The sequence below is a fragment of the Streptomyces sp. RKAG290 genome, assembly GCF_023701695.1.
In the GTDB taxonomy this organism is placed as follows: Bacteria; Actinomycetota; Actinomycetes; order Streptomycetales; family Streptomycetaceae; genus Streptomyces.
On sequence record NZ_JAJOZC010000001.1, the window covers coordinates 6,983,816 to 7,005,656 of the forward strand.

21 protein-coding genes are annotated in these 21,841 nt (G+C 70.8%); 14 read left to right on the forward strand and 7 right to left on the reverse strand.

What is annotated here, in order from left to right; genetic code table 11:
• Window positions 1-6: 6 nt before the first annotated feature.
• The gene (locus LNW71_RS30870) at window positions 7-690 is read right to left on the reverse strand and encodes a glycerophosphodiester phosphodiesterase family protein (protein WP_250971193.1); all 684 of its coding nucleotides are present in this window, start codon (window positions 688-690) and stop codon (window positions 7-9) included.
• Between the two features lie 487 nt (window positions 691-1,177).
• On the opposite strand from LNW71_RS30870, the gene LNW71_RS30875 reads away from it, so the two are divergent.
• From LNW71_RS30875 to LNW71_RS30895, 5 genes are all read left to right on the forward strand, one after another.
• Entirely contained in the window at window positions 1,178-2,575 is a 1,398-nt protein-coding gene (locus LNW71_RS30875; protein ID WP_250971194.1) for a DUF6421 family protein, read from the forward strand.
• A 26-nt stretch (window positions 2,576-2,601) separates the two neighbouring features.
• The gene (locus LNW71_RS30880; RefSeq protein WP_250972207.1) at window positions 2,602-3,369 is read left to right on the forward strand and encodes an SDR family NAD(P)-dependent oxidoreductase; all 768 of its coding nucleotides are present in this window, start codon (window positions 2,602-2,604) and stop codon (window positions 3,367-3,369) included.
• The gene (locus tag LNW71_RS30885; RefSeq protein WP_250971195.1) at window positions 3,348-4,427 is read left to right on the forward strand and encodes a low specificity L-threonine aldolase; all 1,080 of its coding nucleotides are present in this window, start codon (window positions 3,348-3,350) and stop codon (window positions 4,425-4,427) included. The genes LNW71_RS30880 and LNW71_RS30885 overlap by 22 nt, the downstream gene beginning before the upstream one ends.
• A gap of 84 nt (window positions 4,428-4,511) precedes the next feature.
• The gene (locus LNW71_RS30890) at window positions 4,512-5,108 is read left to right on the forward strand and encodes a transglutaminase family protein (RefSeq protein WP_250971196.1); all 597 of its coding nucleotides are present in this window, start codon (window positions 4,512-4,514) and stop codon (window positions 5,106-5,108) included.
• A gap of 23 nt (window positions 5,109-5,131) precedes the next feature.
• Window positions 5,132-5,824, forward strand: coding sequence for a phenylalanine--tRNA ligase beta subunit-related protein (locus LNW71_RS30895; protein ID WP_250971197.1), 693 nt, complete (start codon window positions 5,132-5,134; stop codon window positions 5,822-5,824).
• A 30-nt stretch (window positions 5,825-5,854) separates the two neighbouring features.
• Here the strand turns inward: LNW71_RS30895 and LNW71_RS30900 are convergent, their stop codons facing one another.
• The gene (locus LNW71_RS30900) at window positions 5,855-6,577 is read right to left on the reverse strand and encodes a lysophospholipid acyltransferase family protein (RefSeq protein ID WP_250971198.1); all 723 of its coding nucleotides are present in this window, start codon (window positions 6,575-6,577) and stop codon (window positions 5,855-5,857) included.
• A gap of 218 nt (window positions 6,578-6,795) precedes the next feature.
• Between LNW71_RS30900 and LNW71_RS30905 the strand changes: the two genes are divergently transcribed.
• From LNW71_RS30905 to LNW71_RS30925, 5 genes are all read left to right on the forward strand, one after another.
• A complete protein-coding gene (locus LNW71_RS30905) occupies window positions 6,796-7,122 on the forward strand; it encodes a thioredoxin family protein (RefSeq protein ID WP_250971199.1) in 327 nt (108 codons plus the stop codon).
• 196 nt (window positions 7,123-7,318) lie between these two features.
• Entirely contained in the window at window positions 7,319-7,825 is a 507-nt protein-coding gene (locus LNW71_RS30910; protein ID WP_250971200.1) for a flavin reductase family protein, read from the forward strand.
• A gap of 199 nt (window positions 7,826-8,024) precedes the next feature.
• Window positions 8,025-8,810: an electron transfer flavoprotein subunit beta/FixA family protein gene (locus tag LNW71_RS30915; RefSeq protein ID WP_250967129.1), complete on the forward strand. Its 786-nt coding sequence runs from the start codon at window positions 8,025-8,027 to the stop codon at window positions 8,808-8,810.
• Window positions 8,811-8,900: 90 nt separating this feature from the next.
• Window positions 8,901-9,863, forward strand: a complete 963-nt coding sequence (locus LNW71_RS30920) for an electron transfer flavoprotein subunit alpha/FixB family protein (RefSeq protein WP_250967130.1) — start codon at window positions 8,901-8,903, stop codon at window positions 9,861-9,863.
• A gap of 172 nt (window positions 9,864-10,035) precedes the next feature.
• Window positions 10,036-11,334, forward strand: a complete 1,299-nt coding sequence (locus LNW71_RS30925; RefSeq protein ID WP_250971201.1) for an aldolase/citrate lyase family protein — start codon at window positions 10,036-10,038, stop codon at window positions 11,332-11,334.
• A gap of 10 nt (window positions 11,335-11,344) precedes the next feature.
• Here LNW71_RS30925 and LNW71_RS30930 read toward each other — a convergent pair whose 3' ends face one another.
• Window positions 11,345-12,373 carry a LacI family DNA-binding transcriptional regulator gene (locus LNW71_RS30930; protein WP_250971202.1) on the reverse strand — a complete coding sequence of 343 codons (1,029 nt, stop codon included), beginning with the start codon at window positions 12,371-12,373 and terminating at the stop codon, window positions 11,345-11,347.
• 180 nt (window positions 12,374-12,553) lie between these two features.
• Between LNW71_RS30930 and LNW71_RS30935 the strand changes: the two genes are divergently transcribed.
• Window positions 12,554-13,510 carry an ROK family protein gene (locus LNW71_RS30935; RefSeq protein WP_250971203.1) on the forward strand — a complete coding sequence of 319 codons (957 nt, stop codon included), beginning with the start codon at window positions 12,554-12,556 and terminating at the stop codon, window positions 13,508-13,510.
• 84 nt (window positions 13,511-13,594) lie between these two features.
• On the opposite strand, the gene LNW71_RS30940 is transcribed toward LNW71_RS30935, so the two are convergent.
• Together LNW71_RS30940 and LNW71_RS30945 are read right to left on the reverse strand one after the other, a co-directional pair.
• On the reverse strand, window positions 13,595-15,640 hold the full coding sequence (locus LNW71_RS30940; protein WP_250971204.1) for an NPCBM/NEW2 domain-containing protein: 2,046 nt from the start codon (window positions 15,638-15,640) through the stop codon (window positions 13,595-13,597).
• 516 nt (window positions 15,641-16,156) lie between these two features.
• The gene (locus LNW71_RS30945) at window positions 16,157-16,333 is read right to left on the reverse strand and encodes a hypothetical protein (RefSeq protein ID WP_250971205.1); all 177 of its coding nucleotides are present in this window, start codon (window positions 16,331-16,333) and stop codon (window positions 16,157-16,159) included.
• A gap of 188 nt (window positions 16,334-16,521) precedes the next feature.
• On the opposite strand from LNW71_RS30945, the gene LNW71_RS30950 reads away from it, so the two are divergent.
• Complete coding sequence (locus LNW71_RS30950) at window positions 16,522-16,788, forward strand: hypothetical protein (protein ID WP_250971206.1); 267 nt, start codon at window positions 16,522-16,524, stop codon at window positions 16,786-16,788.
• Between the two features lie 310 nt (window positions 16,789-17,098).
• Here the strand turns inward: LNW71_RS30950 and LNW71_RS30955 are convergent, their stop codons facing one another.
• Window positions 17,099-17,263 carry a hypothetical protein gene (locus tag LNW71_RS30955; RefSeq protein ID WP_250972267.1) on the reverse strand — a complete coding sequence of 55 codons (165 nt, stop codon included), beginning with the start codon at window positions 17,261-17,263 and terminating at the stop codon, window positions 17,099-17,101.
• A gap of 218 nt (window positions 17,264-17,481) precedes the next feature.
• Between LNW71_RS30955 and LNW71_RS30960 the strand changes: the two genes are divergently transcribed.
• Window positions 17,482-18,519, forward strand: coding sequence for an NUDIX domain-containing protein (locus LNW71_RS30960; RefSeq protein ID WP_250971207.1), 1,038 nt, complete (start codon window positions 17,482-17,484; stop codon window positions 18,517-18,519).
• A 477-nt stretch (window positions 18,520-18,996) separates the two neighbouring features.
• Here LNW71_RS30960 and LNW71_RS30965 read toward each other — a convergent pair whose 3' ends face one another.
• Window positions 18,997-20,361, reverse strand: coding sequence for a dipeptidase (locus LNW71_RS30965; protein WP_250971208.1), 1,365 nt, complete (start codon window positions 20,359-20,361; stop codon window positions 18,997-18,999).
• Window positions 20,362-20,543: 182 nt separating this feature from the next.
• Between LNW71_RS30965 and LNW71_RS30970 the strand changes: the two genes are divergently transcribed.
• The gene (locus tag LNW71_RS30970; RefSeq protein WP_250971209.1) at window positions 20,544-21,758 is read left to right on the forward strand and encodes a geranylgeranyl reductase family protein; all 1,215 of its coding nucleotides are present in this window, start codon (window positions 20,544-20,546) and stop codon (window positions 21,756-21,758) included.
• The last annotated feature ends 83 nt before the right edge of the window (window positions 21,759-21,841 follow it).

Below are 21,841 nucleotides of genomic sequence, written 5' to 3' on the forward strand. Positions count from 1 at the left end.
GAGCGGCTACGCGGTGAAGCGGCCCGCGCGGCGGATCTCCGGGAAGTCGGTCGTCGCGCCGTCGAGCCCGAGCCCGCGGGCCAGCCGCAGGTGATCCTGCGTGTTGACCACCCAGCCCACCACCGTCAGCCCTTCGGCGTGCGCCTTCTCGACCAGCTCCAGGGTGATCCGCCGGACGTTGAGCACCAGCCTGGTGGCGCCCACCGCCTTCGCGCGGTCCACCAGGTCGTCGCCCCAGCGGCTGGCGACGAGCGCCGTCCGCACCCCGGGCACCAGCTGCGCGATCTCGGCGATCGCCTCGTCGTGGAACGAGATCACCTCGACCCGGTCGACGAGATCGCGCTCCCGCATCACTCCGGCCAGGGTGCGGGCCGCGGCCACATCCTTGATCTCGGCCTGCAGCGGGGACGCCACGGCGTCGAGCACCTCCTCGAAGACCGGCACCCGCTCGCCCTGGCCCGCGTCGAGTGCGCGCAGCTCGGCCAGCGTCTTCTCGGAGATCGGGCCCTCGCCGTCGGTCGTACGGTCCACCTCGGCGTCGTGCATCACGGCGAGGGCGCCGTCCTTGCTCAGGTGAAGGTCCAGTTCGATGAGGTCCATCCCGGCCTGTTCGGCGTGGACGAAGGACCGCAGGGTGTTCTCGGGCTCGACACCCATCACCCCGCGATGACCGATGGTGAGAAAAGACAAGGCACTCTCGCTTCCGTCGACGGCGTCTACCCGCGCTGCTCCTACCCACGCGGCACCACGGCATGACCGCAACTCGGCAGCCTAGTGTCCCGTCGCGGCGGGCGAAGGGACCGGGCGAGGGGGCGGGGCGCCGTGCCCGGCCAGGACGGCACGGATGCTCACGCGGCGGTTGTCCAGAGCGGTACGGACGGGCTGACGCGGTCCGTGCTGTCGGCAGCGCCCGTGCTGTGCGAGGTGCGTCACCCATGGGGGTGGGCGCGTCCCTCGCACGCTTGCCGGGCGGCCGTGAGAGGCGGCGGGGGACGGCCCATGTCCGCTGCCCCTCACGGCCGTTCATCTCATGAAGCATCCGTGGCAACGCTGTGTGACAGGAAAAATCGCGGTGACCATGAGGGTTGGCAGGATAATTTTCGGATCCCCACTTGTCTCGGAGAACCGCACACGGATACGGTTGCTTGACGCGAGGTTCTCCCGTGGAGGAAGAGATATGACGGAAATTCTTGTGCACGACGTCACCGACGGCGGCATAGCTGCCGCCCAGCGGGTGGTCGAGCACCCGGCCTGGCCCGCGCTCAAGAATGCCGTGGAGGAAATCCGCCCCTGGCAGTCGAAGGACGGCTCCATCGACTTCGAGGCCGAGGGAGCCCCCTCCCGCGCGGCCGCCGGGGCGACGCTGGAGCGGGTCACCGCCGCGGTCGAGCGGCTCTCCCCGCTGCTCCCGCACGACGCCGCGTACCACCGGGCCCTCGTCGCGGATCTGCGCCGCTGGGCGGCCGACGGCTTCGGCGTCCCCGACTTCCTCGACTCGCTTCTCGCCTTCCAGCCGGCCAAGAACCGCGTCGACGGGCTGCAGCACCTCGTCGTCTTCGCGATGTACACGCAGAACGGCAACCCTGACCGCAACCTCGAAGCGGTCGTGCTCCGGATGGTCTGGCCCGAGTGGCTCGCCGACCTGGAGGCGACCCGCTACGACAACCCGCTGTTCTGCGGCATCACCTTCGAGGACTTCACCTCCGGGTACGACACCAATTCCGCGGTGCTCTTCCCGGAGACCATCGCCGTGCGCGAGGCCCCCGAGCGCTTCAGCTGGGGCGGCATCTTCTGCGACCGCGAGGCCGCCCGCTTCCGCCGGGTCACCGAGGCGTCCGTCGAGCTCCTGAGCGTCGAGCTGCCCGAGGACATCCGCGAGATGGTCGGCGACCAGCAGCGCTGCGAGCAGGCCTTCGTGCTCTGGGACATGGTCCACGACCGCACCCACAGCCACGGTGACCTCCCGTTCGACCCGTTCATGATCAAGCAGCGCCAGCCGTTCTGGATGTACGGCCTCGAAGAGCTGCGCTGCGATCTCACTGCCTTCCGGGAGGCCGTGAAGCTGGAGGCGGACGGCTTCGGCCAGGGCCGCGACGTGCAGTACGCCGTGCTGTTCGACCGGATGTTCCGCTTCCCGGTCACCGGTGAGCGCGTCCGCAACTACGACGGTCTCGGTGGCCAGCTCCTCTTCGCGTACCTCCACAAGCACGATGTCGTGCGCTGGACCGACAACACCCTGAAGATCGACTGGGAGCGGGCCCCGCAGGTCACCAACCAGCTCTGCGGGGAGATCGAGAAGCTCTACCGCGACGGCATCGACCGCCCCAAGCTCGTCCACTGGTTCGCCGCGTACGACCTGGTCTCCAGCTACCTGGCTCCGCACCCCGGCTCCCGCTGGGCCAAGGGTCCGGACGCGCTGGACCTCTCCCAGCCGCCCCGCAAACTCGTCGACGACGTGCTTCCTGACGAGTTTCCCCTGAGCATGTTCTATGAGGCGCTCTCCAAGAAGCTGAAGAACGTGATCGCCTCCACCAAGGGGATCACCGCCGCGGAAGCCGGGCAGGCGGCCGCGTGAGCGCACGTCGTGAGGAGGCGGTGGCCATGAACGGAAACGGCAAGGGCAGCGGGAGCGGTGCGCTCGAAGGCGCCGTGGTGGCTGTTGCGGGAGCGGCGGGTCCGGCCGGCCGGGCCGCACTGCTGCGCCTCGCCGAGGCGGGCGCGGTCGTCGTCGCCTCGGACGCGAACGCCACCCGGCTCGCCGAGGCCGTGGACGCGGCCCGCTACGCACACGGCGGGGCCACCGTCACCGGGGACACCGTGGATCTGCTCGATCTCGATGCCGCCCGTGACTGGGCCGACCGGACGGAGAAGGAATTCGGCCGGATCGACGGTCTCGTCCACCTCGTGGGCGGCTGGCGTGGAAGCGCCGGCTTCGCCGAGACGGACCTCGCCGACTGGACACTGCTGGAGCGGCTCCTGATCCGTACGGTCCAGCACACCTCGCTGGCCTTCCAGGGCGGACTGCAGCGCAGCGACCGCGGCCGCTACCTGCTGATCAGCGCGGCGGGCGCGAGCAGCCCCACCGCGGGCAACGCCGCGTACGCCGCCTCGAAGGCGGCGGCCGAGGCCTGGACCCTGGCGCTCGCGGACTCCTTCCGCAAGGCGGGGGGCGAGGACGGCGCGCGGACCGCGGCTGCGATCCTGGTCGTGAAGGCACTGGTGCACGACGCCATGCGCGCCGAGCGCCCGAATGCGAAGTTCGCGGGCTTCACCGACGTCAAGGAGCTGGCCGATGCCATCGCCGGCGTCTGGGACCGGCCCGCCCCGGAAGTGAACGGAAAGCGCCTGTGGCTGACCCCGCAACCGTAAGGACCGACGCGCGTCGGCATCACGACCCGCAGGTACGCGGCTTCGCCAGTGACAACTACGCGGGAACCCACCCGGAGATCCTCGCGGCACTCGCCCTCGCCAACGGCGGCCACCAGATCGCCTACGGCGAGGACGACTACACCGGTCATCTCCAGCGCGTGATGCACAGCCACTTCGGCCCCACGGCCGAAGCCTTCCCGGTCTTCAACGGGACCGGCGCCAACGTCGTCTCGCTCCAGGCGATGACCGACCGCTGGGGAGCGGTCATCTGCGCCGAGTCCGCCCACATCAACGTGGACGAGGGCGGCGCCCCGGAGCGGGTCGGCGGCCTCAAGTTGCTCACCGTGCCCACCGAGGACGGCAAGCTCACTCCGGAGCTCATCGACCGGCAGGCGTACGGCTGGGACGACGAGCACCGTGCCATGCCGCAGGTCGTGTCGATCACCCAGAACACCGAGCTCGGCACGGTCTACACGCCCGGCGAGATCCGCGCCATCTGCGAGCACGCCCACGGGCACGGCATGAAGGTCCACCTGGACGGAGCCCGGATAGCCAATGCCGCGGCCTCCCTGGACGTACCGATGCGTACGTTCACCAACGCCGTCGGCGTCGATGTGCTGTCCTTCGGCGGGACGAAGAACGGGGCGATCTTCGGCGAGGCCGTCGTCGTCCTGAACCCCGACGCCGTCCGCGCGATGAAGCACCTGCGCAAGCTGTCCATGCAGCTCGCCTCCAAGATGCGGTTCGTCTCGGTGCAGCTGGAGGCGCTGCTCGCGGGCGACCTCTGGCTGCGTAACGCCCGGCACGCCAACACCATGGCCCAGCGGCTCGCCGAAGGAGTCCGCGCGGTGGGCGGTGTGGAGATCCTCTACCCCGTGCAGGCCAACGCCGTCTTCGCGCGGCTGCCGCACGCGGTGAGCGAGCGGCTGCAGCAGCGCTTCCGGTTCTACTTCTGGGACGAGAAGGCCGGAGACGTCCGCTGGATGTGCGCCTTCGACACCACGGAGGACGACGTGGACATGTTCGTCGCCGCACTGAAGGAAGAGATGGCAGCCTAGAAGAGCCCCCTGCCTCGATGCATGAGTATGCGGTTGATTGGAAACTGATTGACTCCGGTCGACCGCATACTTACGCTCGCGGCCATGGAGATGATTCAGCAGGTACCCGAACTCTCGGCCTACCTCGCGGCCGACGAGGCGATCGATCATGAGCATCCACTGGTGCGGGAGACCGCTGCGCGCCTGCGTTCCGAAAGTACGGATGCATACTCATACGCGGCTGCCGCCTATGCCTTCGTGCGCGACGACATCGTGCACTCCTCCGACTCGGGCGACGTGCGCGTCACCTGGCGCGCCTCGGACGCCCTGGCGACCCGCAACGGCATCTGTCATGCCAAGTCCCACGCCCTGGCCGCGCTGCTGCGCGCGGAGGGCATCCCGGCGGCTCTCTGCTACCAACGGCTCACCGAGGAAGGCACCCCGGGACCCGTTCACGGGCTGATCGCGCTGCGGCTCCCGGGCCGGGACAGCTGGGACCGTCAGGACCCGCGGGGCAATCGGCCCGGCGTGGACGCGCAGTTCTCACTGGACGAGGAGCGGCTGGCCTGGGCGCCACGGCCGGAGTTCAATGAAATGGACTATCCAGTACTCTATGCGGCACCGCACCCGTTGGTTCTGCGTGGCATGCAGGCAGCCGCCGACCGTGCCCAGCTCTGGCACACGCTCCCCGCGGCGCTCTGATCCGTACCGAGGCAAGGCAGTCGATGACCCTGACCATCTCCGTTTCCGACAGCGTCCGCGTCCTCGCCCCGGATTTCAGCTGCCTCGTGGTCGAGGCGCAGGGCCTCGTCAACGGGCCCAGCAGCGAAGCCGGTGCAGAACTCCTGGACGAGGCGACGCGCCGTCTGGTCCGGCGGCTCGACGGCCGGCCCCCGCACGAGGACCCCCACCTGGCCGCCTGGCGCGACGCGTACACCGCGTTCGGCGCCAAGCCCTCACGTACCCGCAACTCCGCGGAGGCCCTCGCCAAGCGGGCGCTGACGGACGCGGGCCTGCCCCGGATCAACCTGCTGGTCGACCTCTACAACGCGATCAGCGTCGCCCACCTGATCCCGGTCGGGGGTGAGGACACCGACCGCATCAAGGGCGCCATGCGGCTCGTTCGCTCCACCGGCCAGGAGCCGTTCCCCACCGTCGCGGGCGGTGCCGAGGCCGTCGAACACCCCGAGCCCGGCGAAGTGGTCTGGTGCGACGACGAGGGCGTCACATGCCGGCGCTGGAACTGGCGCCAGGGCGTACGCACCCGGCTCACCGAGGAATCGGTCAACGCCCTGTTCCTGCTGGAGAGCCTCGCACCGATGCCGGCGGAGGCGCTCGATGCGGCCGGGGCCGAACTCGCCGAAGGACTGGCGAAGCTGAGCCCCGGAGCACGGATCGCCGTCCGCAGGCCGGAGTGACGTTCCCGCGCGGGCGGTGAGGGGGCCTCGTCAGCCGCGCTCGCGGACCTCGGCGGGTGTCGGAGCCGTGCCGCCCAGATGCGCGGGCACCCACCAGGTGTCACTCGCGTCCTTCGGGCGCACCGGGTACGCGCGCTGAGCGGCCTCGAGGAGCTCCTGCACGCGCTCACGCAGCCGTCGGGTGATCGCGCCCGCGTACTGGTCGGTGGGGGCCTCCATCGGCTCGCCGACCCGGATCGTCACCGGGATGTGGCTGCGCCTGAAGTTGCGCGGGCGGCCCTTGGTCCAGAGCCGCTGGGTGCCCCACAGCGCCATCGGGATCAGCGGCACCCCGGCCTCCTGGGCAAGGCGTGCGGCACCCGACTTGAAGTTCTTCAGGGTGAAGGACTCCGAGATGGTCGCCTCGGGGAACACGCCGATGATCTCGCCCGAGCGCAGCGAGGCGAGGGCGTGCGCATACGCGTCCTCGCCCTGCTTGCGGTCGACGGGGATGTGCTTCATGCCGCGCATCAGCGGCCCGGAGATCTTGTGCCGGAACACCGATTCCTTCGCCATGAAGCGGACCAGCCGCTTCTGCGGCAAGGTCGTGAGCCCGCTGAAGATGAAGTCCAGATAACTGATGTGGTTGCTGACCAGAACCGCGCCGCCAGTCTTCGGGAAGTGCTCCGAACCCTGGGTGTCGATCTTCAGGTCGAGCGCCTTGAAAAACGTGCGAGCGGCGCCGATGACCGGCCGATAGACGAGTTCTGCCATCTGGGGAAGACCCTTCTTCAGCGCCTGGGGAGGGTTCTCCCGGCGGAAGTTACGCAGCCGTAGGTTTTCGGCATTGGGCCGATCGTGCCCCATGCGCGTCGCGCTGGCCAGTCTCGGCGGGCGCGGGGCGCGAGATTCTCGTCACGTGGAACGGCCGGGAATGTCCCGGCGGTCGCGGGTGCTGACCCTTTGCGTAGAGCTCTGACAGGAGGCCGAAGGTGGACGGGCAGGCACATGCGGAGAGACTGGGGAGGGCCCAACTCGGCGTGGAACTGGGGGAGCGGGCGACGCTCGTCCAGTTCTCGAGCGCCTTCTGCCAGCCCTGCCGGGCCACCCGGCGCACGCTCGCCGAGGTGGCGGGAATGGTCGACGGCGTCGCCCATGTGGAGATCGACGCCGAGGCGCATCTCACTCTTGTGCGTGCCCTCGGCATCAGCCGGACCCCGACCGTGCTGGTCCTGGACGCGTCCGGCCGAATCGTCCGGCGGGCCGTCGGGCAGCCACGCACCGTCGACGTCGTGGCCGCGCTGGGGCAGGCGATGTGACGGGCCGTGATGCATCTCCCACCTTGTGGGACGGTCTTGACTGCACCCACCATGCATCGTCAGTCTGACGCTATGCCGCCAGTACTCCTTCTCTACGGCCGGGTCCATGTCGACCTCGCCCGCAACGCGAGTGCGCGCTGTCCGGATGCCTGAGCATCCACGGCCCCGTACTCCCGACGCGCAGAAGGACCCTTCCATGACGGCATCACCCGAGCTCGGCAACGCCCGGACGGCATCCCCGGACCTCCTCCGCTCCGTGTTCCGGCAGCACGCCGCCGGAGTCGCCGTGATCACCGCCGCCGGCGACGGACCGGTCGGTTTCACCGCCACCTCCCTCAACTCCGTGGCCGCCGAGCCGCCGCTGATCTCCTTCGGCGTGGGCACCTCGTCCTCCAGCTGGCCGGTCGTCGCGGAGGCCGAACACATCGGCGTCCACATACTCGGCGAGCATCAGCAGGAGCTGGCCGCCACCTTCGCGCGCAGCGGCGCCGACCGGTTCGGCCCGTCCACCTATTGGCGCAGCGGGCCTGCAGGTGTCCCGGTGCTGGACGGCGTGCTGGCGTGGCTGGTCTGCCGCGTGGTGGCGAGGGTTCCGGCCGGGGACCACCGGATCGTCATCGCCCAGGCGGAAGTCGGTGACCCGGCCGGGTCCGGCCGGCCGCTGGTCTACCACCAGGGACGCTTCACGGCTCTGCGAGACTGAGAACCGCATGTGGCTGCCGGGCGCCGGCGTCGGCTAGATCACAGTTCAAAGCGCTTGCTTATGGGGCAGGCGCTGGGTGTACTGGCGAGTAATATTACGGTCGGAGCGTCGGTCGCCCCGACCGGAAATCGCCCCATCAGGCGCCTATGCTGCGTGCAACAAGGCAGCCCGGAAATGACGATGCAGTAGGAGAGCCGGCGTGAGCTTGAGGATCGTTGTCTGTGTGAAGTACGTGCCCGACGCGACCGGTGACCGGCATTTCGCCGATGACCTGACGCTGGATCGTGAGGATGTCGACGGTCTGCTGTCGGAGCTGGATGAGTACGCGGTCGAGCAGGCGTTGCAGATCGCGGACGGGGCGGACGAGGCGGAGATCACCGTGTTGACGGTGGGTCCGGAGGATGCCAAGGACGCGTTGCGCAAGGCGTTGTCGATGGGTGCGGACAAGGCTGTTCACGTCGAGGACGACGACCTGCACGGCACTGACGTCATCGGTACGTCCCTGGTCCTGGCCAAGGCTGTGGAGAAGACCGGTTACGACCTGGTCATCTGCGGCATGGCGTCGACGGACGGCACCATGGGCGTGCTCCCGGCGCTGCTCGCGGAGCGCCTGGGTGTCCCGCAGGTCACGCTGCTCTCCGAGGTGTCGGTCGAGGGCGGCACGGTCAAGGGCCGTCGTGACGGCGACACCGCGAGCGAGCAGCTCGAGGCGTCCTTGCCGGCCGTGGTCTCGGTGACCGACCAGTCGGGCGAGGCCCGTTATCCGTCGTTCAAGGGCATCATGGCGGCGAAGAAGAAGCCGGTGGAGTCCTTGGACCTGGGGGACCTGGAGATCGAGGCGGACGAGGTCGGCCTGGGCGGCTCCTGGAGCGCGGTGGACTCCGCGGCCGAGCGTCCCGCCCGCACGGCGGGCACGATCGTCAAGGACGAGGGCGAGGGCGGCAAGCAGCTGGCCGAGTTCCTTGCGGGCCAGAAGTTCATCTAGATCCAGGCTCGCGGGCCGGAAGTTCATCTGAGCCCCGCCCGCCCCTACATCGCCGACCCGCCTCTTTCGCACGCAGGAGATTGAAGTCCCATGGCTGAAGTTCTCGTCTATGTCGACCACGTGGACGGAGCCGTCCGCAAGCCCACCCTGGAGCTGCTGACGCTCGCCCGCCGTATCGGCGAGCCGGTCGCGCTCGCGCTGGGCAACGGCGCCGCCGACACCGCCGCCGTGCTTGCCGAGCACGGTGCGGTCAAGGTCCTGACCGCCGACGCGCCGGAGTTCGCCGACTACCTCGTCGTACCGAAGGTGGACGCGCTGCAGGCCGCCTACGACGCGGTGTCCCCGGCCGCGGTGCTGCTGCCCTCCTCGGCCGAGGCCAAGGAGATCGCGGCCCGCCTCGCGCTCCGGATCGGTTCCGGCATCATCACCGACGCCGTCGACCTGGAGGCCGGTGACTCGGGCCCGGTCGCCACGCAGTCGGCGTTCGCCGCCTCGTACACCACCAAGTCCCGTGTATCCAAGGGAACTCCGGTCATCACGGTCAAGCCGAACTCGGCCGCCGTCGAGGCCGCCCCTGCCGCGGGTGCCGTCGAGGCCCTCACGGTCGCCTTCTCCGCGACGGCCACCGGCACCAAGGTCCTCTCCCGCACCCCGCGCGAGTCGACCGGCCGTCCGGACCTGACCGAGGCCGCGATCGTCGTCTCCGGCGGCCGTGGCGTCAACGGCGCGGACAACTTCGCCATCATCGAGGCGCTCGCCGACTCGCTGGGTGCTGCTGTCGGCGCCTCGCGCGCCGCTGTCGACGCCGGCTGGTACCCGCACACCAACCAGGTCGGCCAGACCGGTAAGTCCGTCTCCCCGCAGCTGTACATCGCCTCGGGTATCTCGGGTGCGATCCAGCACCGGGCGGGTATGCAGACGTCCAAGACGATCGTCGCGATCAACAAGGACGCCGAGGCCCCGATCTTCGACCTCGTCGACTACGGCGTCGTCGGTGACCTCTTCAACGTCGTGCCCCAGCTCACCGACGAGGTCACCACCCGCAAGGGCTGACCCCGCACGCAGCACGGCACGACCCGCAGACCCGGGGCCGCACGGTGGACACACCGCGCGGCCCCGCAGCGTTTCTGATCACCATTGACGCAGGTACGGCGGCCTTATAACTTCACTATACGGATTGTTGATTCCGGGAAGCGGAAACAACGAGAGTGTGGAGGGTGCGGAAATGGGTCAGCAGGAGAAGGTGGCGACGAGCCTCGCCGGCGCGGTGAGCGAGGGGATCAGCGCTTCCCTCACGGAGGTGGACGCCGAACTCGCCCGCCGTTACCCGGGTGACCCCGGGACCCGCCAGCCCGTCCACACCGTCTACGTACCGGGGGACGCCTTCACCGCCGGCACCATCCGCTCCTGGGGCGACCAGGCGCTGCGGGCGCTGGACGAGCACGCCCCCGACGCGGCCTCCCTCGCCGCGGTTCTCGGCATTCCGGACGAGCTCGCCGGTGCCGTCCACGACCGGGTGCGCGCCAAGCTGGAGCGCGAGCCCGTCGAGGACCTGCGGGTCGACTTCGAGGACGGCTTCGGTCCCCGCTCCGACGCGGAGGAGGACGAGACCGCAGCCCGTGCGGCGCGGCTGATCTCGGACGCGTACGCGAACGGCACGGCCGCCCCGTACATGGGCATCCGGATGAAGTGCATGGAAGCTGCCGTGCGTGACCGGGGAATCCGCACCACCGACGTCTTCCTCACCGGCCTGATGCAGGCGGGCGGGCTTCCCGACGGGCTCGTGCTCACCCTGCCGAAGGTGACGTACCCCGAACAGGTCACCGCCTTCGTCCAGCTCCTCGAAGCCTTCGAGAAGGCGCACAGCCTGCCTTCGGGGCGGCTCGGCTTCGAGATCCAGATCGAGACCAGCCAGTCCATCCTGGCCGCCGACGGCACCGCCGCCGTCGCCCGGATGATCGACGCCGCACAGGGCCGCGCCACCGGCCTGCACTACGGAACCTTCGACTACAGCGCGTGTGTCGGTGTCAGCGCCGCCTACCAGGCGAGCGACCACCCGGCCGCCGACCACGCCAAGGCCGTCATGCAGGTGGCCGCCGCGGGCACCGGTGTACGCGTCTCCGACGGCTCGACCAACGTCCTGCCCGTCGGCCCGACCGCGCAGGTCCACGAAGCCTGGCGGCTGCACTACGGCCTCACGCGGCGCGCTCTGGCCCGCGCCTACTACCAGGGCTGGGACATGCACCCGGGCCACCTGCCGACCCGTTACGCGGCCGTCTACACGTTCTACCGCGAAGGTCTGGAGCAGGCAGCGGCCCGGCTCGCCGCGTACGTGGCCAAGGCCGGCGGCGACGTGATGGACGAACCCGCCACCGCCAAGGCACTCAGCGGCTACCTGCTGCGCGGCATCGACTGCGGCGCCCTGGACACCGCCGAGGTGGCGCGGCTGACCGGGCTGACCCGCGCGGACCTCGACGCCTTCGCCTCACCGCGGCGCGGGGCACTGACGGTCACGACCCCGTAGCCGTCCGCCCTCAGTTCGGGCGCAGCTCGCCCGAACCCCGGGGGATCAGCCTCGTCGGGAGCTCCACCCGCGCCGGTGCGTGGGCGGCGCCGTCGAGCCGGCGGAAGAGGTGCTCGGCCGCGGTGCGGCCGACGGCCGCGGCGTCCTGGGAGATGACGGTGATACCGAGCAGATCAGCGAGCTCGATGTCGTCGAAACCGACCAGGGCGACCGCGGGGTCCCGGTCGGCCAGGACGCGCACCACGGTCACGGTCACGCGGTTGTTTCCGGAGAACAGCGCCGTGACGGGCTCCGGGCCGGAAAGCATGGTCTCGGCGGCCCGGCGGACCCGGGCGGGCTCCGTGGAGCCGAGGGAGACCCAGGAGTCCTCCACGGTTATCCCGGCGTCCGCCATGGCGGTGTGATAGCCGCGCAGCCGCTCGGTGGCGGTGTGGATGCGCGGCTGGTCACCGATGAACCCGATCCGGCGGTGGCCATGCGCGATCAGGTGCGCGACGCCCTGACGGGTGCCGCCGAAGCTGTCCGAGAGCACCATGTCGGCATCGATCCGGCCCGCCGGCCGGTCCACGAAGACGGTCGCGATGCCGGCCTTTATCTCCGGCTCCAGGTAACGGTGGTCGTCGCCGGCCGGGATCACGATGAGCCCGTCGACCCGGCGCGCGCACAGCGCCAGGACGAGCTCCTGCTCGCGCTCCGGGTCCTCGGCGCTCGAACCGTTGATGAGCAGCGCGCCGTGCGCGCGGGCGACCTCCTCCACCGCGCGGCTCAGCGGCCCGTAGAAGGGGTCGGCGAGGTCCTCCAGGACGAGTCCGATGGACGCGGTGCGGCCTTTGCGCAGCACGCGCGCGCTGTCGTTGCGGCGGAAGCCCAGTGCGTCGATGGCCTCCTGGACCCGGCGCTCGGTGTCGGGTGTGACGCCTGCCTCGCTGTTGACCACGCGGGAGACCGTCTTGAGGCCCACTCCGGCACGCGCGGCCACATCCTTCATGGTCGGCCGGTTGCCGTAACGGGGCTCGGGATGACGGGTGGTCTCGGCCACGGTGCGCTGTCCTGTCGTCGGTTCGGGCTGTCCGGCGGGGCCGCGGAGACTACCGCGAGGGGGGCCGGAGGCTGTGGCGTCGAGCATAGGCCCTGGACAACGTTGTCAGCTGAATAGAGACTATGCAGACCGATTACTGAAGCCGCAGGTCCCACCCCCTCACCATCCGGAGCCACACCAATGCATACCGACCTCGTCGCCGCGCTGGACATCGGCGGCACCAAGATCGCCGGCGCGTTGGTCGACAGCAACGGCACGCTCCTCGTACGCGCGCAGCGCCCGACGCCCGCCCGCGAGAGTGGCGAGAAGGTGATGGGCGCGGTCGGTGACGTGCTGGCCGAGCTGACCGCCTCGCCCCTGTGGGGGCGGGCATCGGCCGTCGGTATCGGCAGCGCGGGCCCGGTGGACGCCACCGCCGGGACGGTCAGCCCCGTCAACGTCCCCGGCTGGCGGGACTTCCCGCTCGTGGCGCGGGTGAGCGAGGCGGCCGGCGGGCTGCCCGTCGAGCTGGTCGGTGACGGGGTCGCGATGACCGCGGCCGAGCACTGGCTGGGCGCCGCCCGCGGTTACGACAACGCGCTGTGCATGGTCGTGTCGACCGGTGTCGGCGGCGGACTGGTCCTCGGCGGCATGCTCCGCCCGGGCCCCAGCGGAAACGCGGGCCACATCGGACACATCAGCGTGGACCTGGACGGCGACCCGTGCCCGTGCGGTTCGCGCGGCTGCGTCGAGCGCATCGCCAGTGGCCCCAACATCGCGCGCAGGGCGCTGGACGGCGGCTGGCGGCCCGGCCCCGACGGTGACGCCTCGGCCGCGGCGGTGGCGGCCTCGGCACGGGCGGGAGACCCGGTCGCGGTGGCCTCCTTCGAACGGGCCGCGCAGGCGCTGGCCGCGGGTATCGCCGCGACGGCCACGCTGGTCGAGATCGACATCGCGGTGATCGGCGGGGGAGTGGCCGGGGCCGGCGACGTGCTGTTCGCCCCGCTCCGCAGGGCCCTGCGCCGGTACGCCACGCTCTCGTTCGTCCAGCAGCTGACGGTCGCGCCCGCGGTCATGGGCAACGACGCGGGGCTGGTCGGCGCGGCCGCCGCGGCGTTCTCGGCGCGAGTGGGGGCGGACGGGGTGGTCCCGGTCTGAGGCCCTTCCTCCTGAGTACGCCGGGCGGACCCGAGACCTCGGGTCCGCCCGGCGTACGTGTGGAGCAGGGCGCCGGCCCCGGACTCAGCAGGTGATGCGGAGATCCCCCCAGTCCGCGTGGTCGGAGTCGTCTCCGTCGCCGCCGTCGGTGACCACCAGACGGACTACCTGCGCACCGCTCACCTCAGCCGACACCGGCTGCGCGGCCATCGCGGTGGTCAGCACGCCGGTGGACGTCACCTTCTTGCCGTCCGCCCAGATCTCGAAGGTGACGCTCCCCTTGGCGTCCTTCTCGTCGTCCACGCCGACCCGGGCCGTCACGGTGCTGCACGCACCACCCGTGTAGTACTCGACGGCGCTGTCCGCGTGCACCCCCAGGCCCTTCGCGTAGACCTCGCCGCCGATGGTGAGCGGCTTCCCGTCGCCCGCCTCGCTCTCGCCGTTGCTGGTGTCCTTCTCGACCGGTCCGTAGCCGTTGGACGCCGAGAGCTGCGGGAGATCGCTCAGATAGCCGCCACCGGCCGGTGGTGCCACCACCACATGGGCCTGGAACGGCACCGAGTTGCGCACCCGCTTGCCGGTGGGCGAGCGGTACTGCGCGGTGAGCGTGAGGTCGTACGTACCGGTGGCCGTGCCCGCAGGGGCCGTCACCCGCCAGCGCGTGGTCAGCGCCCGCCCGGTGGGCAGCGCCACGGCAGTCGTCGAGGAGCCTGCCCTGACCTGCCAGCCGGACGGTCCGGTCAGCGCGGCCGACACCTTCAGGGCGGGCGTGCGGCCCAGATCGGTGAGCGTGGTCGTCAGCGCTGCGGTGCGCCCCGCCTCCACCAGGGTGCTGCCTCCCAGGCCGAGTTCCACGGCCGGTGGGGACGCCGCCCAGTCGCTGTCGGCGGCGACGCGCAGCAGCACGGTCCCGTGCGCCGGGACGGTCGCCGAGATGGCGCCCGCGGTGTTGTACTCCTTGTGCTCCCACAGATCACGCATCGTGTACGCGGCGGCCTTCGGCAGCCCCGCTGCCGCAGCCGTCGTCGAGATCCGCTGCGCGTTCCCCGTCTCGTTGAAGAGCGCCACCGTACGGCTGCCGTCCTGCATCTCCTTGGAGACGACCCAGCGCCCCGCGTCGGAGGAGAGGACGGCGCCCTGCTTGCCCAGCGGGTCCTGATCGACCGCGATGACCTCGTGGTTGGCCAGGATCTCGTACGTCTGCGGAGTCGCCTTGCGGAGGTCGGAGCCGATGAGCAACGGCGCGGCCATCACCGACCACATGGAGAAGTGGGTGCGGTACTCGGTGTCCGTCATCCCGCCGTTCCCGACCTCCAGCATGTCGGGGTCGTTCCAGTGGCCCGGTCCTGCGGCTGCGGAGAGCGGCAGATTCTGCTTCATGATCGACAGCATGCTGCTCCAGCTGTCGTTGATGTCGCCCGTGGTGCGCCAGAGGTTGCCGATTCCCGCGGCCCATTCCCAGGGCTTGTTCTGCCCCCATTCGCAGATGCTGTAGACGATGGGACGGCCGGTGGCCGCCAACGCGTCGCGCATCGTCGTGTAGCGCTCTTTCGCGTCCACGCCCTCGTTGTTGCAGTTGTCGTACTTGAGGTAGTCGACGCCCCAGTCGGCGAACTGCTGCGCGTCGCTGTACTCGTGGCCGAGCCCGCCGGGCAGTCCGACGCTGTCGCAGGTCTTGGTGCCCGCGCTGGTGTATATCCCGAGCTTCAGGCCCTTGGAGTGGACGTAGTCCGCGACGGCCTTGATGCCGTTGGGGAAACGCACCGGGTCGGCCTCCAGCTTGCCGTCCGCGTTGCGCTGCGGCTTGGCCCAGCAGTCGTCCAGGTTGACGTACCGGTAGCCGGCGTCCTTGAGGCCCTTCTCGACGAAGATGTCCGCGATGCCCTTGACCATCGACTCGTTGAACTCGGCCCGGCAGTGGGTCGAGTTCCAGTTGTTGAACCCCATGGGGGGAGTGAGGGCGAGGCCGTTGTCGGCCTGCGCCCTGGCCGCGGAGGCCGGTGCGGGGGCCGGGGAATCGGCGGCGGCGGCGGGGACGGAGACGCCCGCCGCGCACAGGAGGCCTGCGGTCAGCGCTCCGATGACTCTCCGGCGGCCTGTGCGGGTTGAACGGGTTGGAAGATGACGCATCGTCACGTTCCTCCAGACTCGTGCCGAATCAATTGACGGCATGTACACGCTAGGACGAGCGATTACGTTAGAGCCTGTTGAAGTCTGTTGGAAGGGGTGCTGCCTGATGTGCGGTTATCTCGTCAAATCCCTTGACGTGGGCCTTGTTTGAGGGTGAGCTCCACGCGGGCGTTCGGTTGTGTGCGGTTGCCCACGGGCAGGAGGCTGTGGAGCGGCCCTCGCCTGACGGGTGAGCGGTACCGCGCCGCGCCGCAGGACATCGGATGTCCTGACGCGAACTGGGGGCTGTGGCAGGGCAGTCGGTGCAGCGCGGCGACGCTTCGACGCCGTCGCCACGGGCCCGTCAGAGAATCCGTGCGGGCGACCGGCCCGAGAATACTTCCAGCCCTCTTCGCTGTACGGCTTGCTCGTCGCCTCTGCCTCGGCCTCGACGGCGGCACGGAACAGCTGGATCAGTTCATCGCTCGGATTCGCCACGGCCGGATCTATACGGCTGCACTGGCAATCACTCGCAGGTCACGCCGCCTCAACCCCGTCGCCCCGCACCACAGCCGCCCACTCGGCCAGCAGCCGCTCGTACTCCCGGCGCCCCTCCGGCGACAGCCGGCCGCCCCGCTGCCACAGCGCGCGGATGTCCGCGTTCACCGCGGCGAGCGAGCGCGCCGGTGAGGCAGGTGAAGGGGGAGTGGACATGCGAACAGCCTACGACGCCGGACAGGCAATGGCCCCGGCGGCGTCGCGACGGGCCGTGCAGGGGCACCCGGCCCACCGGAGGCCGGTGGGCCGGCACGGCCGGGCCGGACGGGCGGACATGCCTCCGATCGAGTCACACAGGCGCACTGACCGAGGTGGTTGTCAGTGGTCGGTGTCATCCTGCGGGTATGGACGAGATCATGCGGCGACGGGTGTACGGCGCCGATCACGACGACCCCGACCCGGGGCCCCGGCCGGGGCGTGTCTACCGGGAGCTGGTGGGCGGTCCGCTCGACGGGCTGCTGCTGGACGTGACCGGCTGGACGGAGGTGGCCCTGGCGGACGGCACCGCCCTGATCACCGAGATCGGCTCCTACGGGGCCGGCGGCAGGGCCGAGTACGGGCCGCGGGCCGACAACCCGTACAAGTGGGACTGGCGCGGCGACACGCCCTGAGCGTCCTGTGGGGTCGGGGGACGCGTCCGCCGACGTTGCACGGCACCGGACCCGGCTCCCTGATCCGGTGCCCTCCGGCGATCTGGCCTGCTCCGGCCTGATCCGAGCGAAAGGTCAGAGCGTCTCCGGATGGCTCGCAGCGAGAAGAAGGCCCGCCGCCTCGTAGCCGATGGCACCACCTTCCTCTGGGCGGCGGGCCACCGGCACCGCACGGAGGGCGGCAGGCCGGACGGGCTGACCGGCTCGGCAACCACTCACGACCGGCCGGGCGGGCTGACGGCAGCGGCTCACGGGTGTGTCCCGTGCGCCCTCAGTGGCCGCGGTCCGAGGACTGCTGCGGCACGACGACCAGGAACGCGTCCTGTTCCAGATCCATCACGACCTCCGCCGCGACGCCCTCGCCGCGGCGGGCCGCCGCGAACTCCTCCGCCGGCCAGCTGCCCCGCGGGCCCCCTGCGGGGAATTGTTCAAGCACGGTGCGAAGCACGGTCCACCCCCTGTCGTTCCTCCTGCTGTCCGCTCCAACGACGTCCGGCCGTCCTCGTTACGGCTCCGGGGGCGGCCGTCCCGGTAGCTCAGGACGCCCGTCGGCGGCCGTCCGCTGTCGCGTTCGTGCAACGGCATCGCCTCAGACGTGTTTTCGCGGCAGGGTGATGCGGGCAAGCCACAGGGGGCTACGGAAGAGGGGGAACCGTGATCGTCTGGATCAACGGTGCGTTCAGCGCGGGCAAGACCAGCGCCGCGCGCGAACTGATCGATCTGATCCCGAACAGCACCTTCTACGACCCGGAACTGACCGGCGCGGGGCTGCGGTGTCTGCTGCCCCAGAAGAAGCTCGCCGAGGTGACCGACTTCCAGGACCTGCCGATCTGGCGGCGTCTGGTGGTGGACACCGCGGCGGCCCTGCTCGCCGAGGTCGGTGGGGTACTGGTGGTGCCGATGACACTGCTGCGACAGGAGTATCGCGACGAGATCTTCGGAGGGCTCGCTTCCAGACGCATTCCGGTGCGCCATGTGCTGCTCTCACCTGAGGAAACGATCCTGCGGCAACGAATAGCCGCCCGAGTGGAATTCGCCGACGATCCGGAACACAGCGAACGGGTCCGGCAGTGGGCGTACCAGCACATCGAGCCCTACCGGTCGGCGCTCGACTGGATCACCGGGGACGCCCACACCATCGACAACGGCGCGCTCACCCCGCAGGAGACCGCCGCGACCATCGCCGAGGCCCTGCGCACCGGGGCCGCTCCGGCCTGCGAGATCGTGCAGACCCCCGATCCGACCGCGGAGACCGTCGCCGCCGGGGTGCTGCTCTTCGACGAGCACGGCCGGGTCCTGCTCGTGGACCCCACCTACAAACCCGGCTGGGAGTTCCCCGGAGGCGTGGTGGAAAGGGGCGAGGCCCCGGCGCAGGCCGGGATCAGGGAGGTCGCCGAGGAGATAGGGATACATCTCGCAAACGTGCCGAAGCTGCTCGTCATCGACTGGGAGGCGCCCGAGCCGCCCGGCTACGGCGGACTGCGGCTGCTCTTCGACGGCGGTCTGCTGCCGGGCCGGGACGCCGAACGGCTGCTGCTCCCGGGTTCCGAGCTGCGTGGCTGGCGGTTCGTCACCGAAGCGGAGGCGGCCACCATGCTGCCGCCCACCCGGTACGAACGGCTGCGCTGGGCGCTGCGCGCCCGCGAGCAGTCAGCCGTGCTCAATCTGGAGGCCGGGGTACCGGTGGGCTGAGGAGCGCGGTCCCGCGGCTCGTCGCCGGTCACGGGGTCCCTCTGACCGGAGCGGACCGCGGCCGGTGCCGGCGCCGCCAGCCGCTGGGACGAGGCCGCGGCCTGCTCACGGTCGATGTTGGAGATGCCCGGCATCACCGGCTCCACCCCCGGCCACACAGTCTCCGGTGAACAGCACCCCGTGCGCGGGGAGATGGAGACAGGGGAACCCGGGGTGGGGCCGGGGGAGCGGACCACCCGCGCGCGCCCCGCCGTCGAATGCGACGTTCGAGCCGTCGGACAGTTCCCGGTCGACCCGGGTCGGCGGGGTCGGCGGGGTCGGCGGGGTCGGCGGGGCCGGCGGGGCCAGCGGCACGGTCGGCGCGTGCATCCACGCACGGATCTACGCACGGATCTACGCGCCGGGCGAGCTTCGCCCGGCGCGTAGCCGGGGCAGCAAGGGCTTCGCCCCGTCCCTCAGGACGCCGGCCTCGCTCGGTCAGGCGTTCTTGGACGCGGCGTAGTTCTGCAGGAACAGCGCCTCGGTCACCGAGAGCCGCTCCAGCTCCTCGGGGGACACGCTCTCGTTCACCGCGTGGATCTGCGCCTCGGGCTCGCTCAGTCCGATCAGCAGGATCTCCGCCTCCGGGTACAGCCCGGCAAGGGTGTTGCAGAGCGGGATCGAGCCGCCCATCCCGGAGGTCTGCATCTCCTGACCCGGGTACGCGGCCCGCATGGCGTCCGCCATCGCGGTGTACGCCGGACTGGTGATGTCGGCGCGGAACGGCTGCCCCTGACCGACCTGCTCGACCGAGACCCGCGCCCCCCACGGCGCGCGCGTCTTCAGGTGCGCGGTGAGCAGCTTCGTCACCGCGTCGGCGTCGCCGCCCGGCGGCACCCGCAGGCTGATCTGCGCCCGCGCGCTCGCCTGCACCGACGGCGTCGCGCCGACCACCGGCGGGCAGTCGATGCCGATCACCGTGACGGCGGGCCGCGCCCAGATCCGGTCCGCGACGGTACCCGTGCCGATCAGCTCGACCCCGTCCAGGACCTTGGCGTCCTTGCGGAACTCCGCCTCCGGGTACTGCAGACCGTCCCACGTCCCCTGCGTGGTGAGGCCGTCGACGGTCGTCGTCCCGTCCTCGGCGCGCAGCGACGCGAGCAGCTGGATCATCGCGGCCAGCGCGTCGGGCGCGGCGCCGCCGAACTGCCCCGAGTGCAGGTTCCCTTCGAGGGTGTCCAGCCGCACCCGCAGCATCGTCATCCCGCGCAGCGACGAGGTGACCGTGGGCAGACCCACCCGGAAGTTGCCGGTGTCGCCGATCACGACGGTGTCGGCCGCCAGCAACTCCGGGTGCGCCTGCGCGTACTGCTCGAGACCGCCGGTGCCCTGCTCCTCCGAGCCCTCGACGATCACCTTCACGGAGACCGGGACCCCGCCGTTCGCCCTGAGGGCGCGCAGCGCGAGCAGATGCATGATGAAGCCGCCCTTGCAGTCGGCCGAGCCCCGGCCGAACCAGCGCCCGTCACGCTCCGTCAGCTCGAACGGCGGGGAGAGCCAGGCGGACTCGTCGAGCGGCGGCTGCACGTCGTAGTGCGCGTAGAGCAGCACGGTGGGTGCACCGGCCGGGCCGGGCAGGAAGCCGTAGACGGACCGGCTGCCGTCCGGGGTGTCGAGCAGGGCGACATCCTGGAAGTCCTCGGCGCGCAGCGCCCCGGCGACCCACTCGGCGGCTGCGTCGCACTCGCTCGTGGGGAACACCGCGGGATCCGCCACCGACTGGAAGGCCACCAGCTCCGCGAGCTCCGCCTTGGCGCGGGGCATCAGTGAGGCGACGGACTCGGAAATCGGACGGGCGGTCATGGGCACGCTCCTAGCAGGTGCGACGTTATGTGTACGAAACCGCGTACATGCCGCCGCGAATGCGGCGTTGCGGGTACGGCGGAGGCTCGGCCGATCCTCCCACAGGAGGTATCGGCCGGAACGCGCCGTAGGATGCCGTGAGCAGCTTGGGCCACTGGTCGGATCGGGAGCAGAAGCACATCGTGAGCAGCGAGAACGCAGACGCCGGACATGAGCACGAAGAGTCGTCCGTGTGGGACGTCGTCGTAGTCGGCGGCGGACCCGCGGGAGCCTCCGCGGCATACGCGGCGGCGGTAGCCGGCCGTAAGGTGCTGCTGCTGGAGAAGGCGGAACTGCCCCGTTACAAGACGTGCGGCGGCGGCATCATCGGGTATTCGCGCGATGCGCTGCCGCCCGGATTCGAACTGCCGCTGCGGGACCGGATCCACGCGGTCACGTTCTCGCTGAACGGCAGACTGGCGCGCACCCGCCGCTCCAAGCGCATGCTCTTCGGGCTGATCAACCGCCCCGAGTTCGACGCGGGGCTGGTCGAGGAGGCGCAGAAGGCCGGTGCCGAGCTGCGTACCGGAGCGACGGTGTCCCGGGTGGAGCAGCACGGCGCCGCGGTGCCGGACCGGCGCACGGTCGCGGTGGTGCTGTCCGGCGGCGAGACCGTCCTGGCCCGCGCCGTCGTGGGCGCGGACGGCAGTGCCGGACGGATAGGAGCTCATGTCGGGGTGAAGCTCGACCAGGTGGACCTGGGCCTGGAGGCCGAGATCCCGGTGCCGGAGACGGTCGCCGAGGACTGGGCCGGCCGGGTGCTGATCGACTGGGGCCCCATGCCGGGCAGTTACGGCTGGGTGTTCCCCAAGGGCGACACGCTGACGGTCGGTGTGATCTCGGCGCGCGGCGACGGCGGCGGTACCAAGCGGTACCTGGAGGATTTCATCGCGCGCCTCGGCCTGGCCGGGTTCGAACCGAAGATCTCGTCCGGCCACCTGACCCGCTGCCGCAGCGACGACTCGCCGCTGTCCCGCGGCCGGGTGCTCGTCTGCGGGGACGCGGCCGGTCTGCTGGAGCCCTGGACCCGCGAGGGCATCTCGTTCGCGCTGCGTTCGGGGCGGCTCGCCGGTGAGTGGGCGGTCCGTGTCGCGGAGTCGCACGACGCGGTGGACGCCCGCCGTCAGGCCCTCAACTACGCCTTCGCCATCAAGGCCGGACTCGGCGTCGAGATGAGCGTCGGACGCCGCATGCTGAAGCTCTTCGAGCGGCGCCCGGGTGTACTGCACGCGGTGCTGACGGGATTCCGGCCGGCGTGGAACGCGTTCGCGGGGATCACCCGGGGGACGACCTCGCTTGCCGAGCTGGTCCGTTCGCATCCGCTGGCGCAACGGGCGCTGTCCGCGATGGACCGCTAGGAAGTACGCGTCACGGCAGTGGTCCGGCCGGATTGGCGGTCCAGGGAAAAGCGGACCGGGGGACCGGCCGGCGCGCCGGCCGG